Source organism: Streptomyces sp. NPDC048462 (assembly GCF_043200175.1).
Taxonomy (GTDB): Bacteria; Actinomycetota; Actinomycetes; order Streptomycetales; family Streptomycetaceae; genus Streptomyces.
In genome coordinates this window covers 217323-234825 of sequence record NZ_JBICXG010000001.1, presented here as the reverse complement: position 1 = coordinate 234825, position 17503 = coordinate 217323, and the positions used below count along the sequence as shown (strand labels likewise).

Below are 17503 nucleotides of genomic sequence, written 5' to 3'. Positions count from 1 at the left end.
CGTTGCGACCCGCGGCCTGCGGGCGCACTCTGCTCCTCATCCAGCATCCAGCATCCAGGGAGATCTTCCATGTCCAAGCGCGCTCTCGTCTCGTCCCTCATCGGTGCCGTCGCCCTCGGAGGCGCCGCCGCAGGCGGTCACGCCATGGCTTCCCCCGACGCGAAGCCCGTACTGAAGGACGGCTCGGCCCTCTACACCGCCCCGACCGACACCACCGCAGGCGTGCTCAGCTTCACCGCGAAGGTGAGCGACGATTCGGGCATCCGAAACCTGAAGGTCCTCGCGTGGCCCAAGAGCTCGAAGCTCGACCCCACCGAGGCAGAACTGCGCAGCGTGGAAGACGCCACCTGCCGGCGCCTCTCGGACGAGACCTCCCGGTGCACCTACCGGCTGACGGTCACCAAGGAGGAGGCCGCACAGGCGGCCAAGGGCACCTGGTACATCTCGGCACTCGCAACGGCCAAGGACGGGGAGACGCTGTTCCTGCCCCGCGCCGCCTCCCTCGGCATCAACCGCTGAACCCGGCGCCGTGACCGGGCACCTCAACGGTGCCCGGTCAGCCGCACCCTCCAGTGAGCCCGGCGCACCCGAACAACGGCACCGCCTGCAAGAGAACGGAGTGCTGCTCCTGGCAGACCTGGCGCCCCGCCCGACTGCCCTGACACCTCTCGTGACACCGCGGCGAGCGGCGATCAGGGAGTGCTGGCCGCGCAGACGGCTGACGGCTGGGGTACTGCGTGCCGTCCTGCTGTCAGGGAGTGACTGTTCGTCCCGACACCGCGGCCAGCCGGTCGAGGGCGGCGGCATCGCCCGCTACGGGCTGCGGTTCCTTGAAGTTCCTGAGCTGTGGAGGAAGTTGCGGGCTCATCACATGGGCGAATGTCAGGGTGCGTTCCACCACGGAGTCCGCGAACGACGGGGTGCGTCCGGTGGCCCGGCCCAAGTCCCAGCTGTGCACCAGGTGCTCCATTATGAGGATGTTGAGTGCTGTCAGGCCGGGAATACGGCCCAGTCGCGTGGTGACCGTGCGCTCCAGGGCTCCATCCTCCTCGAACGCGGCGATCAGGACCGCCGCGTTGTCCTGGAAGGTGGAGGTGGCCGGCTTGGGCTCTGCGGTCATGGTGACCCGGAAATTGCGCTGCAGGTCAAGCAGGTGGTCCACAACTGCACTGACGTCCCACTCGTCGCAAGGGGTGGGCGCCGACCACTGGTCTTCGTCGAGCGACTCCACGAGCCGCTGCACTTCATGGACAACGTCAGCGAAATCGGTCACTGAGTTCACGTGCTGCTCCTGTATCGAGTTGCTTCGCACCGTAACGACTGGAGGACACGGGTCAGTAGTCCACTGCCCTCCCACCGCGTTGCGACACGAGTGCGCTGCCCGATGGGACCGAGCGCATTCCGGCACAGGGACTCCTGATGAGCACCACCGACGCGATCGCGTTCTGGGGACGGCGTTCACGCGGCCCGGCCGCATGCGGGTACGCCCCAGCCGAATGCCCGGCCCACCCGAAACGGTGACAGCGCCGCCGCCCGGCGAGGCGCCGGCCGTGCACGGGCCCCTCCCCTCCCGCAGATACGACTTGTCCTGCGCCCACTGCCTGCACGCCCCCTCCGACCTGGAGCGGGCGACCGTCCGGTCCCGCGCCCGCACACACACCCTCCCGGGCAGATGCCTGCGGCTCGTCGACCACCGCTCCGTCCCACCCTGGCCGTGGAACCAGGACCCGGCATTCAAGGGTGAAGGACGACCATGATGGCTCCGGAAGCCCGGTCGCCGGCCGTGCGGAAGGCTTCCGCGGCCTCGCCGAGGGGGAAGCGGTGGGTGATCAGCGTCTGCGCGATCGTGGGCGCCTCGTCATAGGTGGCGAGGGCTTCCTCGGCAGTTCGTCCAGTGCCTTGACGACCCCGTCGAGCTCGCCGGGCCGCGTCTCCCCAGGCAGTGCGGCATGCACGCCCTCGGGCCGCAGATGCACGGCAAAGCGTTCCTTGGCCGTGACGAACGCCTGCATCACCTCACGGTAGAGGGCTGTTCCGCACGGTGAGGTGGGCGAAGGGGCTGAGCCCGTCCGGCCCAGGGCCCGGAGCGGCAGTGCTGGTCATCACCGTCCATTGTGCCGTGGCGTCAGCACTCCCGGGCAGGGCCAGCGCACTTGGCTGGTCTAATCCGATATGGGGGCTACTGGCCGCCGCCAGGGCACCCGGTGCCCTGGCGGCGGCATTCCCGGCGATCAGCGTGGTCAGTGACTCCGTGGCTCAGCGTCGTACCCATCCCAGCTCAAAGACGTGCCGGCCCAGCTGCATCCTGGTGGAGACCTCCGCGATCTCCGTCAGCCGCTGCACCCGGCGCTGGACCGTGCCCAGGCCCAGGCCCGTCCGGGCTGCCACCGTGCGGTCGGTCAGCCCGGTGAGCATCAGGGACAGCAGGAGGAGGTCGGTCTCGTCCGGGCCCTCCGTACGCGGCTCCGCCTCCACCTCGCCGGATGCCGACAGCAGCAGTGGGCGGGCCGACTTCCAGACCTCCTCGAAGGGCATGAGCAACGCCTCCACGGTGCCCGCACCACCACGGATGTCGGCTCTGCTCCGACCGGCCCTGCGTCCCGGGGCGGCAGCAGCATCAACGCCGTGGAACGGCCGGCCACGACCAGCTTGCACGGCACCCGCTCGACGACCCGAACGAGCTGGGTGCGCCCCAGCGCGGCGGAGAGCTCGGCCGTCGTCGACGGCCGTTCGAGCGCGGCCTGTTCCATGATCACCCGGTACCGGACGCCTCGGCCGGTGCGGTTTCCTCCGCCTCCTACAGAACGGTCGGGTGACAACGGACGACGGCGGATCCGGGGGCGGCCTTCGGGTCGGAGAGTCGCGTGCACGACAGCGGGACGGCCGGCCGGCCGGGACGAACTACTGAGCGCCCAGCTCGCCGAAGTCAACGCACGCAGTCGGCACACACTCTGACAGCGCCGTCCACTGGTGCGGGCCGGCGCGCCGTCCGGTGGTGCGGCCCGGTGCCCCAGCCCGGCCGCACCCGAAACCCCCGTCCGATGGGCGCGGGGCATGGGACCGGGTAGGCCGAATTGCATCGCCCTCCACCCCTCGCGCCCTTCCGCCCCGGGGGCGCCTGCGGCAGAGTCGCGTTCTTCGGGGACACAAGAGATCTCGCTCGAACGGATTCGCCTATGCGGCACACCGCCGACTCCCATCGGAACACCGGCCTCGACCGCGAACAGGCAAAGCCCCACATCACCGTTCGAAGCCCCGGCACGACACCCGCGGCCACCGCCACCGCAGGCGGCGTCCCGCTCCGGGCAGGCACGCTGGGCGCACTGCAACGGGCGATCGGGAACGCGGCCGTCGCCCGGATGATCGACCGCGAGAGGCCCCGCGAAGGAGCCGGCACCCACAGCGCCGCACAGGCCTTCGGGGGCGGCGACGCGAGCGGGCCGGACGCCGTGCGGGAGGCCGCGCGAACGGCGGGCCGCGCCAGCAACCGGTTGCCCGACAGGGTGCGCTCGACCATGGAGGAGGCCTTCGGCACCAGGCTCGACCACGTCAGGGTCTCGGTCGACGAGCGGGCCGCCGCGAGTATCGACGCCAAGGCGTACACCGTCGGCAGCAACATCGTCGTCCAGAGCGCGAGCGTCCTGCGCGATGTCGAGACGATGGCCCACGAGATCCACCACACCTCACAGCACGACGCCCCTGCCGGCCTCAGCGACCCCGACGGCAGACAGGAGCGCGAGGCGTCCGACGTCGGAGCCCGGGTCGCCCGCGGCCAGAGCGTGCACCGCGGCGTCGCCGACGGCGAGGTGCACGAGGGCGGCGGCGTCCACCGCGCGGCGATCCAGCGCCGTGTGGGCTTCGAGTTCGAGTCGCAGTGGCGTGTGCGCGATCACACGGACCTGACCGAGGAGGACGAGCAGAACTACCGGAGCGAGGTCTCGGAGCGTGACGCCGTACGCGGCGCACAGGTCCTGGCGACGATCGCCGACAAACGGTACGCCCCCGAACTGCGGGACACGGCCGAACAGGCCCTTTCCAACGCTGAGCTGAAGGGGCAGTGGCTCGCCCCCGCAGCCACGGGCAACGCCGGGGAGCACCAGCTCACCGATGCGGGGAGAGCCCGGCTCGCACGCCTGCGGCAGGAGCCTCCCGGGGACTACGACAACCTCATGACCGACGTCGAACTGCCCCTGCTCATGAAGAACATGATCCGTGAGACCCCCCTCAGAGGCCGCGACGTACCCAAGATGGGCACGGTCGGCCACGGCAGCAAGTACCGGCTCACCTCGGACGTCAGCCCGACGGGAGGATCGGCCCTGGAATGGGTGACCGACCCGCTCAGCACGAGGGACGAGGTCGTCGAGGTGATGAACGCGATCACCCAGGTCTCGGCCGCCCTGGACGCCCGGCAGCGCCAGGAGTCCTTCCCGCTCGAGGCCGTGGAGGTCGCCGGCTTCACGGCGAGCTCCGGAATCATGGTGTTCCCGCTGCGCGGCGAGCTCGTCTACGCGCCGCAGATGACCGGCGGTTTCAAGCTCGATCAGCTGCCAAGGCTGATGGAATACCTCCAGCTTCCCGAAAAGGGGCCCAAGTTCCTCGGACGCACCGCCTTCGAGCAGCGCCAGGAGGCCAGAGCGGATCTGCACCAGGACACCCTCCTCCCCGTCGACACCATCCGCCGGACGGCCGAGGAGGAGGCCAAGGGGCTCCCCGAGGACATCACCGGGGGCGAGTCCACCGAGGGGCTGGTCGGGCTGGTCACCCTGATCGGCAGCTATCTGTCGTACGGTGCCGGGCTCGGCGACATGGCGAACTCGAAGTCGATCGCGGGCGGCCTGATGTCCCGTACCTCCTTCGCCCACAACTTCACGCTGCTGCCTCACCCCATGCGCCTCTACTACCGTAAGAATCCGGCCGAGTTCGCCGCGTTCGTGCTCGGGGTGACCGGTCTCGCGGCGAACGACCCGCTGTACTCCAAGCCTGTCGAGCACGGGGACGCCGGTGACCGTGAGAGGAGGCAGATCCCCCTGACCCGCTCCGAATGGCTGGAGGGCATGCCGGTCGGAAAGGACCTGCTGCGGAACTACGAGCACCTGACCGTGGAGGAGAAGATCCAGGTCGCCGACCGGAACGAGGACTGGGGACACATCCACGGCTCCCTCGGGGCGCTGGGCACGGTCGACGCGGCGAAGGACTCGGTGGGCAGGCCCGGCAGTCGGGAGGTCGCCCTGGTCGCCGAGCTGCGCCGGATGCGGGACAGCCTGCGCACCCCAGAGCTCAAGCCCCTCGCCGTGGCCGCCTTCGACCTGGTCATGCGCCTGAACGAGGAGAGAACCCTCAAGTACGAGAAGGAGAGGCCTTGACTCCCGTCCCCCGCGGCCACGGAGATCCGGGCACCCAACGTCGTTGACCCGAGAGGAACAACGCCACCGTCGTCCGGGCCCTCGCCCCCGGTGATCCAGCGGGTCGCGGTGACCGGTCCACGCTCCAAGCCGCCCGTGGAGACCAACGGCCTCTCCCCCGAGCAGCGCGACGAGCTGCTGCGGGCCAGGAAGTCCAGGGACCTGGACCGCCTGCGCCCCGCGCACCCCGACGAGGAGGAAGGCCTGTCCGAGCGGGCGCTGCGCGCCGTCATGCCCCGCACACGGGTCGCCCCCTCAAAGCCGCCCGGGGCGTGCGCGCACCCCTGCCGGCCCGGCCGGTTGGCACTTGCTCGGACCGGCTCCGGCCCGTCGACCTGCCCACCCCGAACCGCACCGGAGAGGATCAGGCATCAACCGGACACATCAGGGCCATACTTGACGTGCGGGGACAGGACCGTCCCATGGTGGATCGGCAGCGGGAGAGGCAGTAGTCGAGTGAGCAGTGGCAACATCAAGGGGCTGGAGAAGGCCGAGGTGCGGCTCAAGTGGGACCCGAGCGCCTGGGACCGGTCTCCCCACCATCTCGACATCATCACCGCGACCTACTCGGCCGACGCCCCCTACGGACGCCCCGTGTACATCGTCGACTACGACAGCCGGTCACCGGACGGCACCATCAACATGAGCCGGCACAGCCGGACCGGCCAGGGCTTCGGCTACGTCGAAGCGGTGACCCTGGAACTCGTCCGCCTCGCCCCCTCCTTCGCCAGGGTGGTGGTCGGGGTGGCGATCCACCAGAACACCGGCCCCAAGACCTTCGGTGATCTGTCGAACACCGGAGTTCTGGTCCTCGACGGATACACCGAGCTGCTGAACGACGACTTCACACGGATCGCCGGATGCACCGCCGGGACCGTGGCGGAGTTCACCAGGACCCCTTCCGGAACCTGGGAGTTCCACGAGATGGTCCGAGGGTTCCAGAGCGATACCGCGGCCTTCAGCCTGGAGATGGGTTCGGCCCCGCGCTCCTGACGGGCCGGCACTCGCCCCGCCTGGCAGTCCTCCTGTCATTCTCCGGCTGCTCCGGTCCTTCCCGGCTCCGTGTGGTAGTAGCGCGTGCAGGACTCCACCATGCCGTCCCCGGCGATGCGGAAGAAGTCCACGAAGCGCAGGCTGACGCCCTCGGTGCCGGAGGTGATGCGGCGGCCGGCGGCGACGATGGACCGGTCGCGGGCGACGACGCGGTCGATCTCGTGACGGGCCGCGGAGCCGGCATGGTCGCGGTGGGCACGCAGGACCGCGGTGCGACCACGGGCGACGGGGACACCGGGCAGTTCCAGTTCGACGCGGTCGTGCAGCAGCGATCCGCACGCGTCGAGGTCACCGGCGTCGAGGTAGTCGTAGACGAGGCGAACGTGGTCGGTACCGGCTGCGGTGACCAGGTCGCTCATCACGTCGGGGCTTGTGTTCGTCCAGGCGTCGGCGTGCATGGGACGCCTCCTTTCTCCTTCGCCCGGCACTCTTCCGCAGCGCCCCAACCCCCGCCTATCACGCCGCTATCCGCTGAGTGATCGCACTCGGCACGCGACAGTATGGACAGACCATGAGGGTTGTGGAACCTTTGGGAAAGTTGATCCCGAGTATCAAGTCGCTTACGAGGTCGGAGGCTCGGTGACCGAGGGCACGACGCATGCGGTCCAGCACGCCCCCGGCACGTCACGGCCCCCCTTCCAGTTGCTGGGTCCGCTCCAGGTACGAGGCAAGGACGGGCCGCTGCGGGTGCCTCCGGGCCGGCAGGAGGTGATCCTTGCCGCGTTGCTCCTGGAGGCGAACCGGGTCGTCGGCACGAACTACCTGGTTGACCTCATCTGGGAGGACAGTCCTCCGGAGACCGCGCGCACCCAGGTACAGATATGCGTCTCCCGGTTGCGGAAGCTGCTGGCCGGCGCGGACAGCACGGTCTCGATCTCGACCCGGCCGCCGGGGTATGTGCTCCAGGTCGACACCGGGGACGTCGACTCGCTGCTGTTCACCGGCCTGGTCGCGATGGCGCGGCGGCAGCGTGACGAGGGCGAGGCGGAGAAGGCGGTGACGCTGCTGAAGTCGGCGGTGGCCCTGGGGCAGGGAGAATCGCTGACCGGGCTGGTCAGCGGCCCGCTCGCCAACAAGGCCCGCAATCTGGACGAGGAACGACTGAGCGCCGTCGAACTGCGATTGCAGATCGAATTGGAGCTGGGGCGGCACGACCGGCTCGTGGGTGAGCTCCAACTCCTCACCCATGAGAACCCGTTGCGCGAGCGCCTGCGCGGTCAGCTGATGTGCGCCCTGTACTGGTCGGGGCGCCAGGCCGAGGCGCTGGAGGCGTTCCGCGCCGGGCGCAGGATCCTCGACCAGGAACTGGGGCTGGCGCCGGGCATAGAACTGCGGCGGCTGGAGGCGGCGATCCTGGCCGGCGAGCTGCCCCCGCCGGTCCAAGTGCCGCAACCCCGTGCCGAGATGGCAGGGACACATCCGGACACCGCTCCGGCCTTCGCGGCCGGGCGCGCGGGAACGGGAAGCGAAAGCCCCGCGCCGTCCGGGGGACCCGCACCGCAGGCCGGTGCCGAGCGCTCCGCGAACCGGAACGACACCGCCGATCCGGCCCGGACGCCGTCCTCCCACACCACCGTCCAGGGCACCTCCCCGGGCCGCGCCGATCCGCAGCCGCACGACGTCCGGCCCCAGCAACTACCTTCCTCGACATCGGATTTCGTCGCGGACGAAGCCCAGCTCGCTGCCCTGGAGCAGGCATTGACCAGCGGCGGGAGCCGCAAGGCGGTGGGGCTCGCCGTGATCACCGGCAAGCCGGGCACCGGCAAGTCCACGCTCGCCGTGAACGTCGCGCACCGGCTCGCCGAGACGCGGTTCCCCGACGGCCAGCTCTACTGCGACCTGCGCGGCACCGGCACACCGGCTACCGCCCCGGAGGTGCTGGGCCGCTTCCTGCGGGCGCTGGGCATCCCAGGTCAGCTGATCCCGGACTCACTGGACGAGCGGGCGGAGATGTACCGGACCCGGCTCGCCTCGCGTCGCCTTCTGGTGGTCCTGGACGACGCCGCCACCGAGAGCCAGGTGCAACCGCTGCTGCCCGGCAGCCGCGACTGCGCCGTCCTCGTCACCAGCCGGTCCAGGATGACCGCGCTGCCGGGCGCGCACCGCGTCGAGCTGGACGTCCTGGACGAGGAGCGGGCGCTGAGGCTGCTGTCCGGCATCATCGGGAAGGAGAGGGTCGAGGACGAGGCCGCATCCGCCAAGGCTCTGGTCCGTACGGTCGGACGGCTGCCTCTGGCCCTGCGCATCGCGGCGGCCCGGCTCGCCGCCCGCCCGCACTGGACGATCGCCTCGATGGTGCACCGGCTGGCCGATGAACGGCACCGCCTGGACGAACTGGCGCACGGCGAGATGACCATGCGGGCCAGCCTCTCGCTCACGTACAACGGTCTGGCACCGGAGGACCGCGGGCTGCTGCGGATGCTGAGCATGTCCCGGACACCGACGCTGCCCAGTTGGCTGGCCGGTGCCCTGCTGGACGACGACCGCCCCGTGCCGTCGGACCTGATGGAACCGCTGGTCGACATGCAGATGCTGGATGTCGTCGGAGTGGAGCGCACCGGCGGCTACCGGTACCAGTTCCACGAGATCATCCGGGTCTACGCCCGCGAGCAACTGGCCGGGCACGACGCTCCGGAGGTACGGCGGGCCGCGCTCACCCGCATGGCGGGCGGCTGGATGTACCTCGCGCAGGAAGCCCATCGCAAGCTCTACGGCGGCGACTTCACCGTGCTGCACGGCGACGCCCCGCGCTGGGCGCCGCCCGCGTCGTGCACCGAGGACCTGCTCGCCGATCCACTGGCCTGGTTCGACGCGGAGCAGACGGCCCTGTGCGGGATGGTGGAGCACGCCGCCGACGAGGGCCTGGACGACGTCAGCTGGAACCTGGCGACGACCTTGGTCACCCTGTTCGAGGTGCGAGGTCATTACGACCTGTGGGAACAGACCCATGTGCGGGCGCTGGCCGCCGTGCGCAAGGCCGGCAATCTGCGGGGCACCGCTGCCGTCCGCGCCTCGCTCGGCTCGTTGTACATGAGCCGCAACGAGTTCGACATGGCACGCCAGGCCCTGAGTTCGGCACTCGATGTCTTCCAGGCACTGGACGAGCCCCAGGGCGAGGCGTTGTGCCTCCGCGACATGGCACTCATCGCGCGTACGAACGGCGAGGACGACACCGCCCTGGAGCTGTACGGACGGGCTCTCGCCGACTTCGACCGGGCCGGTGACGTGGTGGGGCGGGCCATCGTGCTCACGCAGAGCGCCCACATACGGATGCGCCGGGGTGAGCAGGCCGCGGCGCAGACCCAGCTGGACGAGGCGCTGGAGATCTACGACGGGGTCGGGTATCTGGGGGGCAGGGCGCGGACGCTGCGCAGGGTGGGGCAGCTACTGCTGGAGCGGGGTGAGTTCGACCTCGCGGTGCTGACGTTCACGGAGGTCCTGGAGCTGTGCCGGGACTCCGGCGATGTGATCGGCGAGGGGCATCTACTGCGCGATCTGGGCCATGCCTTCGCACTGATGGGACGGCCCGACCGGGCCAGGTACTTCTTCGACCGGGCAGTAGCGGCCCGGGAGCAGATCATGGATTTCGGCGGTGGCGCTCTGGCCCGCCTGGATCTGGCGCGGCTGCTGGAAGATGAACCGGGGCGTACCCGCGATCTGCTGACCCCTGCGCTGGACGTGTTCAGGAACCAGGGCATGAAGGGTGAGCTGGCGGAGACGCGGCGGCTGCTCGGCACCGGCTGAGACGATCGGGCTCGGTGCAGCCCTGAGGCCATGGAGCTCGGTGCGGCCCTGAGGTTCAGTGGCCGCCGGGTGTTGCTCCGGGCCCGGGGGCCGAGGGGCCGGGCACCCGGGTGGTCAGTCCCAGGGGTTGTTGTCGGTGGAGCCGGTGGGGGTGGGGGTGGCGGTGCTGGTCGTGGCCGGCTGAGTGCCGGTCCCCGACGCGCCGTCGGCCCATCCCACCTGGACACCGACCGCGGTCACGACCACGACCGCGACGGTGGCGAAGGCGGCGCGGAGGGCGTTGCGGGTGGTGGAGTTCTTCGACATCGGGCTGTCCTCTCGTCGGTGTTCCGTTCCTTCTGGACACCACGTTAGGAATGACCGGATTCACCGCACCGGTCCCGCTCTTATCCCCCCGCTATCACGGGCCCGCATTCCCTGTCGCCTGCGGCGCACGCCCGTCCCGACAGGGCATGACCACCTCCCCTGCGCACCCCGCCGCTATCCCGGGACGCGCCGACGGGCCCCGGACGGCATTGGTCTCGCGATGCCCTCCGGATAGGCCACGTGTGGAGGATTCCCGGCAGAAGCAAGGCACGACAGCCGTCCCTCACAGCGCCCCGGCCCGCAGCCGCTTCCGGGGTCGCCTCTCCCCGACGAGCAGGAGTCCTTTCATGACGCTCAGCCTCCCCCCGCAGGACAGCCCGGCGACCTCCGACCCGCTCGGCTCCCTGATACGCGGCCACCGTCTCCGTATCGGTCTGACGCAGCGGGAGCTGGCGGACCTCTCCACCATCAGCGTGCGTGCCATCCGGGACCTGGAGAAGGGGAAGGCCCAGCGGCCGAGAAAGGACACGGTGCGTCTGATCGCCGACGCGCTGAGACTCGGCCCCCGGTCGCGTACGGCGTTGGAGGAGGCGGCAAGACGCGGGCCGCGGGCGGGCGGTGACCTCCGGCGCCTGTCCGTGGAGCGGGCGGCACCGCCCCTGCCGCTGTACCCGCTGGTGGGACGGGAGGCGGAGACCGGTGTGGTCGTGGAGGAGCTGGCGTCGGGCGCCGAGCGGCTGATCACCGTCGTCGGGCTGAGCGGCGTCGGCAAGACCCGGCTCGCCCTGGAGGCGGCCGCCCGCCTGCACCAGGCCGGTCTGCCCGTGCTGTGGCACTCCGGTGACGAGGCCACCGCCGACTGCCTCCGGGCCGACGACGACCCGCTGCCCCGACTGGCCGACGGGTGCGCGCGTTTCCTGCGCGGCGACGGTGAGGCCGGGGACCTGCCGCCCGAACTGGCGGATGTCGTGGGAGCCATCGGCGGACCCGGCACCGTGCTCGTCCTCGACGACGTCGACACCAGTGGCCTCGACTTCGGCCGGCTGAGCCGTCTGCTGCGCGAGTTCCCCGTCCTGCGCCTGCTGATCACCGGGGAGCGGCCGTGGAGCGTCCCCGGCGAACGCCTCTTCCTGCTCTCCCCGTTGGAGGCGCCCGCGCCCGCCGCCGGGCACACGGACGCTGCGGCCGTCCGGTTCTTCCTCAGCCAGCTCCGCCGTGTCCGCCCCGACATCGTGCCCGACGCGCAGGGCCTCGCCGATGTCGCCTGGATCTGTCACCGCCTCGACGGCCATCCGGCCGCGCTCGGCGCCGCCGCCTCCTGGCTCGCCGTCTGCGACCTGTCCACCCTGCGCAACATCGTCGACTCCGACCCTGCGCCGCTGCTCGACCACCTCGCCGGAGGCCCGCACGGCTCCCGTCTCCAGGAGCGGGTCGGCCACACCCTCTCCGCACTTCCCGCCCCGTACCGGACGCTCGTCGGCGACCTGTGCCGCCTGGGCGACGGGGAGTTCCTGCTACAGGACGTCGTGCGGCTCACCGGGCGCACGCTGCCGGAGTGCGGCCGGCTGATCCGTGAGCTGCTGGTCAGCGGTGTGGTCCGGTCCAGTGCGGACAACGGGCGCCCGGGGTTCCGCGTCCTGTGCGTGGTACGCACGTCGGCCGGCGCTGCGGCTGCCGTCTGACTGCCGCAGCCCCGCCGAACTGCTGGCCCTACCGCCGGAACAACTGCCGCTCCGCACCCGGCTCCGGCGGTTGTATGACCTTGCCGGCCCGGAACGGACGACAGGGCGGGGGCCGGCCGGTCCGGTCTCTCCCTCCCGGTCCGCCGGCCCGCACCGCCCGCACCTCTCGGCCCCGCACTCTCAGGACCCGCCCATCCCCGCCGCGACCCACACAGGAGACCCCATGTCGTCCGACGCGACCGTCGCACCCGCTCCGGCCGCCTTCCGGTTGCCGCTCTCGGAGGCCCAGCGCGACATCTGGACGGCTCACACCCTGGACCCCACCGGCCTGAAGTACAACGTCGCCGAGTGCCGGGACATCCTCGGCCCGGTCGACCCGACGCTGATGGGGGCCGCCTGGCACCGCCTCGTCGAGGAGGCGGACGTCATGCGCACCCGCTGCTTCGAGGACGACGGCGACAGCGTGTGGCAGCTCATCGACGCCGAACCGGGCACCCGTACCCTCCCGTTCACCGATGTGAGCGCCGCCGATGACCCGGAGCGCATGGCCTGGAGCCTGGTCGACGCGGCGATCGGCACCCCCTTCGACCTGACCCGCGAGTCGCCGGTCCGCTGCGCGCTGATCAAGCTGGCCGAGGACCGGTACTTCTACTTCTACGGCTTCCACCACCTGCTGGTCGACGGCGTGAGCGTGTCGATGCTGCTGAAGCGACTGGTCGAGCTGTACGAGAAGGCGGTCGCCGCCGAGCCCTGGGGCGATTCGCCGTTCGGCCGGCTGGCCGATCTCCACGCCGAGGACGCCGCCCGGCGGAGCTCCGAGGAGGCCGTCGCCGAACGGGACGCCTGGCGCGAGCACCTGGCCGGAGCGCCGGTAACGCCGCACAGCCTGGTCCGGGGAACCGGCCGGGCGGTCACGTCCCGGGGCGCACTGCCCTTCGCCCGGCGCACGGTCCTGGTGCCGGCGGCGGACGCGGACCTGCTGCGCGTCGTCGCGCGCGCCGAGCGGGTCTCCTGGTCGGTCCTGATGGTCGCCCTGTTCACGGTCTACCTGCACCGCGTCACGGCGCAGGACGAGCTGATGCTCGCACTGCCGGTGACGGGCCGCACCACGAAGGCCGCCCGCAGCACGCCCGGCATGACCTCGAACGTCGTACCGCTGCGGCTGCGGGTGGACGCCGAGGAGACCCTGCGCACACTGGTGCGGACGGTGTCCGCCGAGGTCAAGTACGGTCTGCGCCACCAGCTCACGCGTTACGAGGACCTGCGGCGGGATGCCGGCGCCCTCACCCGAGCCCGCAGGCTGACCGGGCCGGTGCTCAACATCATGGGCTTCAACGCCGACATGACGGTGTGCGGCCACCCCACGATCAACCACAACGTGAGCAACGGGCCGGTGGACGACCTCAGCGTCGCGGTGTACGACCTGGGCGCGGCGGACGGCCTGCGGATCGACTTCGACACCCCGGTCGACGAGGTCGACGCGGACGCCGTCGCCGCCCACCAGGACCGCTTCGTCGCCTTCCTCACGGCCGCCCTCGCCCCGTCCGAGGAGCGGGGAGAGCCGGCCGGTCGCAGGGTCGCGGAGCTGGAGTTGCTGTCGGCGGCCGAGCGGGAACTGCTGCTCGGGCCGTGGGCCGGGGCCCTGGCCGACCGGGACGACGCCTCACTCGTAGAACGGTTCGAGGCACAGGTGGCCCGCTCGCCGGAAGCCGTCGCACTCATCGACGACGACCGGCCGGTCACCTACGGACAGCTCAACGCATCCGCCAACCGCTGGGCCCACCATCTGTGTTCACGGGGCCTGGGCCGGGGCCACCTGGCCGGCATCCTCCTCGAACGCGACGCCACCTTCGCCACCGCACTGATCGCCGTGCTCAAGACCGGCGCCGGACATGTACTCCTGGACCCCGACTTCCCCGACGCGCGACTCCACTCCGCCGCCGCCGAAGCCGGCATCAGCCACCTCGTCACACGAACGGAACTCGCCGACCGCCTCCAGGGCAGCTGGGCCGTCTGCGCGGAAGGGCCGGACGAGGTCTCGGACCACGACGCGGACAACCTCGGGATACCGATCCGGGGCGACGACCTCGCCTGCGTGATGTTCACCTCCGGCTCCACAGGGCGGCCCAAGGGCATCCTCTCCTCACACCGCAACCTCGTTTCGACCCTGGTCGGCCAGGCCTACCTCCCGACCAGCCCCGACGAGGTGTTCCTCCAGTCCTCGCCCGTCTCCTGGGACGCATTCAGTCTCGAATTCTGGGGACCCCTGCTGCACGGCGGGTCCACCGTCCTCCAACCGGGGCAGAAGCCCGAACCCGCGCTCATCGCCGAGCTCACGCAACGGCACAGGGTCTCCACCCTGCTGCTGTCGGCCAGCCTCTTCAACCACCTCACCGACGAACACCCCGAAGCGTTCACGTCGGTCACCACCGCCTACACGGTCGGAGAGGCCGCGTCTCCCGCCCACGTACACACGCTGTTGCAGGCCCGACCGGGGATCAGGGTGATCAACGGGTACGGCCCCGCCGAGGCGATGATCTACGCCACCACCCACACCATCGCACCCTCCGACGAACCCCACACCGCCATCCCGATCGGGACACCGCTGGCCAACAAGCCGCTCTACGTCCTCGACACCGCACTCCGGCTCTGCGCACCCGGCGCCACCGGTGAACTGTACGTAGCCGGCGACGGCCTCGCTCACGGCTACCTCGACCGACCCGACCTCACCGCCACCCACTTCGTCCCCAACCCCTACGGCCCTCCCGGCACCCGCCTCTATCGCACGGGCGACCTCGCCCGCTTCGACCACCACGGCCACCTCCACTACCAAGGCAGAGCCGACAACCAGATCAAGATCCGCGGCTTCCGCATCGAACCCGCCGAGGTGGAGGCCGCCCTCCTCAGCCACCCCCACATCACCCAAGCCGCCGTCACCATGCACAACAAGCAACTCTCCGCACACATCGTCACCACGGCCACGGCAATGGAGGACATCCGGCGCCACCTCGCCGAACGGCTCCCCGAACACCTCCTCCCCACCTACCTCACCCCACTCGGCCAGCTCCCGCTCACCGCCAACGGAAAGATCGACAAGCGCGCCCTCCCCGAGCCGGTCGCGGTCCCGTCGGGCGGACGTGCCTCGCGCACCTTGCTGGAGGAGCTCCTGACCAGCCTCTTCACCAGGACGCTCAACTCGCCCACGGACCTGTCCATCGACGACGACTTCTTCCACCACGGCGGGCATTCCATTCTCGCCGCCCGCCTCAACAACCGGATCGCACAGGCCCTGGGCGTCCGGCTGACCATTCGGGACGTCTTCGAGAACCCCACCGTGGCGCGGCTCGCGGAGAAGATCAGTACGGAGAAGGGCCTCCCGGCGCTGCTTCCGCTGTCCGCCGGTGAGGGGCCCGACGAGGGGCCGGCCCCGGTGTCGTTCGCCCAGCGGCGGCTGTGGCTGCTGGCGGACCTGGAGGGCGGCAGCACCGCCTACAACGTGCCGATGGCGGTGCGCCTGGAGGGTGCGCTGGACGTCGACGCCCTTGAGGCGGCCCTCAATGACGTGGTCGAGCGGCACGCCCCCCTGCGGACCCTGTTCGAGACGGTCGACGGTGAGCCACGGCAGCGCGTCCTCCCGGCCGCCCAGGCCCGGATGGTGGTCGAGCGCCGCGAGGTGACCCCGGACGCACTGGACCGGGCCATGGTCGAGGCCGGCCGTCACCTCTTCGACCTACGGACCCGGCTCCCGCTCAGCGTGACACTGTTCCGCCTGGACGAGGCGGCCCACCAACTGGTGATCGTGGTGCACCACATCGCCACGGACGGTCAGTCCGGCCACGTGTACGTCACGGACCTGGCCCAGGCGTACGAGGCGCGGGTCGCGGGTGCCGGGGGCCGGGTGCTGGAGCCGCTGTCGGTGCGCTACGCGGACTACGCGGTCTGGCAGCAGCGGGCGCTGGGCTCGGCCGACGACCCCGAGAGCGTCCTGTCACAGGAGCTGGCCTTCTGGCAGAAGACCCTGGAGGGACTGCCCGAGGAACACGGCCTGAACCTCGACCACCCCCGCCCCGCGCAGGCCTCGCACCGCGGCGGAACGGTCGAAGTCGACCTGGGTGACGACGTGTTCGAGCGGATCGGCGAACTGGCCCGGGCCGAGGGGTGCACACCGTTCATGGTGGTGCACGCGGCACTCACCGCCGCCCTGACCCGGCTCGGCGCCGGCACGGACCTCGCCATCGGCACCCCCGTCGCCGGCCGCACCGACGAAGCACTCCGCGACCTCGTCGGATTCTTCGTCAACACCCTCGTCCTGCGCACCCGAACCGACGGCGACCCCACCTTCCGCGAACTCCTCTCACACGTCCGCACCACCGACCTCGACGCCTTCGCCCACCAGGACGCACCCTTCGACCTCGTCCTCGACACCCTCAACCCCACCCGCACACTCTCCCGCCACCCCCTCTTCCAGATCTGCCTCACCCTGGAGACCGCCACCCCCGTGCTCGATCTGCCGGGGCTCCGGCCGGGTCACGTCCAGACCTTCGCCAACGGGTCGGCCAAGTTCGACCTGGAGTTCCTGCTCCGCTCGGACGACGGTCAGGGCCTGCGGGGTGTGGTCGTCTTCGCGGAGGACCTGTTCGACCACTCCACCGTGCAGCGCATGGTGACGGTGCTCGGCGCGGTGTTGCGGCAGGCGCTGACCGCCCCGGAGGCGCACCTCGCGGAGTTCGAGGTGTTGTCGGCGGACGACCGGGAGTTGCTGCTCGGGCCGTGGGCCGGGTCCGTGGCCGCCGTGGACGACGTCTCGCTCGTGGAGCGGTTCGAGGCACAGGTGGCCCGCACACCGAAGGCCGTCGCACTCATCGACGACGACCGGCCGGTCACCTACGGACAGCTCAACGCATCCGCCAACCGCTGGGCCCACCACTTGCGTTCACGGGGCCTGGGGAGAGGCGACCTGGCCGGCATCCTCCTCGAACGCGACGCCACCTTCGCCACCGCGCTGATCGCCGTCCTCAAGACCGGCGCCGGACACGTACTCCTGGACCCCGACTTCCCCGACGGACGCCTCCGCTCAGCCGCCGACGAAGCCGGCATCAGCCACCTCGTCACACGCACGGAACTCGCCGACCGTCTCCACGGCAGCTGGGCCGTCTGCACGGAAAGGCCGGACGAAGACTCCGGTTGCTCATCGGACAATCTCGGCCTGCCCATCCGGGGCGATGACGTGGCGTGCGTGATGTTCACCTCCGGCTCCACCGGACGCCCCAAAGGCATCCTCTCCTCACACCGCAACCTCGTATCCACCCTCACCGC

General features: G+C 70.8%; 10 protein-coding genes. 6 read left to right on the top strand and 4 right to left on the bottom strand.

The window, feature by feature from the left end:
* Positions 1-69: 69 nt before the first annotated feature.
* Positions 70-519, top strand: coding sequence for a DUF5707 domain-containing protein (locus ACGFU6_RS00875; RefSeq protein WP_393607308.1), 450 nt, complete (start codon positions 70-72; stop codon positions 517-519).
* Between the two features lie 232 nt (positions 520-751).
* Here ACGFU6_RS00875 and ACGFU6_RS00870 read toward each other — a convergent pair whose 3' ends face one another.
* Both ACGFU6_RS00870 and ACGFU6_RS00865 read right to left on the bottom strand, forming a co-directional pair.
* Complete coding sequence (locus tag ACGFU6_RS00870) at positions 752-1282, bottom strand: TIGR03086 family metal-binding protein (protein WP_393607306.1); 531 nt, start codon at positions 1280-1282, stop codon at positions 752-754.
* 974 nt (positions 1283-2256) lie between these two features.
* Positions 2257-2535: a hypothetical protein gene (locus tag ACGFU6_RS00865; protein ID WP_393607304.1), complete on the bottom strand. Its 279-nt coding sequence runs from the start codon at positions 2533-2535 to the stop codon at positions 2257-2259.
* A 641-nt stretch (positions 2536-3176) separates the two neighbouring features.
* On the opposite strand from ACGFU6_RS00865, the gene ACGFU6_RS00860 reads away from it, so the two are divergent.
* Together ACGFU6_RS00860 and ACGFU6_RS00855 are read left to right on the top strand one after the other, a co-directional pair.
* Complete coding sequence (locus tag ACGFU6_RS00860) at positions 3177-5363, top strand: DUF4157 domain-containing protein (protein ID WP_393607302.1); 2187 nt, start codon at positions 3177-3179, stop codon at positions 5361-5363.
* 495 nt (positions 5364-5858) lie between these two features.
* Positions 5859-6395: a TerD family protein gene (locus tag ACGFU6_RS00855; RefSeq protein ID WP_393607300.1), complete on the top strand. Its 537-nt coding sequence runs from the start codon at positions 5859-5861 to the stop codon at positions 6393-6395.
* 35 nt (positions 6396-6430) lie between these two features.
* On the opposite strand, the gene ACGFU6_RS00850 is transcribed toward ACGFU6_RS00855, so the two are convergent.
* Complete coding sequence (locus ACGFU6_RS00850; protein WP_393607298.1) at positions 6431-6853, bottom strand: nuclear transport factor 2 family protein; 423 nt, start codon at positions 6851-6853, stop codon at positions 6431-6433.
* A 244-nt stretch (positions 6854-7097) separates the two neighbouring features.
* Here ACGFU6_RS00850 and ACGFU6_RS00845 point away from each other — a divergent pair, with 244 nt between their 5' ends.
* Positions 7098-10199, top strand: coding sequence for a BTAD domain-containing putative transcriptional regulator (locus tag ACGFU6_RS00845; protein WP_393607790.1), 3102 nt, complete (start codon positions 7098-7100; stop codon positions 10197-10199).
* A gap of 114 nt (positions 10200-10313) precedes the next feature.
* Here ACGFU6_RS00845 and ACGFU6_RS00840 read toward each other — a convergent pair whose 3' ends face one another.
* Complete coding sequence (locus tag ACGFU6_RS00840) at positions 10314-10505, bottom strand: hypothetical protein (protein WP_393607296.1); 192 nt, start codon at positions 10503-10505, stop codon at positions 10314-10316.
* Between the two features lie 347 nt (positions 10506-10852).
* Here ACGFU6_RS00840 and ACGFU6_RS00835 point away from each other — a divergent pair, with 347 nt between their 5' ends.
* Both ACGFU6_RS00835 and ACGFU6_RS00830 read left to right on the top strand, forming a co-directional pair.
* Entirely contained in the window at positions 10853-12187 is a 1335-nt protein-coding gene (locus tag ACGFU6_RS00835; RefSeq protein ID WP_393607294.1) for a helix-turn-helix domain-containing protein, read from the top strand.
* 223 nt (positions 12188-12410) lie between these two features.
* Positions 12411-17503 (top strand): amino acid adenylation domain-containing protein (locus tag ACGFU6_RS00830; RefSeq protein WP_393607292.1); only part of this gene is annotated, 5093 nt, incomplete at its 3' end.

Coding starts and splice junctions, on each gene's coding strand:
- ACGFU6_RS00875 (WP_393607308.1), top strand. CDS start 70: ATGTCCAAGCGCGCTCTCGTCTCGTCCCTCATCGGTGCCGTCGCCCTC.
- ACGFU6_RS00865 (WP_393607304.1), bottom strand. CDS start 2,535: ATGCCCTTCGAGGAGGTCTGGAAGTCGGCCCGCCCACTGCTGCTGTCG.
- ACGFU6_RS00860 (WP_393607302.1), top strand. CDS start 3,177: ATGCGGCACACCGCCGACTCCCATCGGAACACCGGCCTCGACCGCGAA.
- ACGFU6_RS00850 (WP_393607298.1), bottom strand. CDS start 6,853: ATGCACGCCGACGCCTGGACGAACACAAGCCCCGACGTGATGAGCGAC.
- ACGFU6_RS00840 (WP_393607296.1), bottom strand. CDS start 10,505: ATGTCGAAGAACTCCACCACCCGCAACGCCCTCCGCGCCGCCTTCGCC.
- ACGFU6_RS00835 (WP_393607294.1), top strand. CDS start 10,853: ATGACGCTCAGCCTCCCCCCGCAGGACAGCCCGGCGACCTCCGACCCG.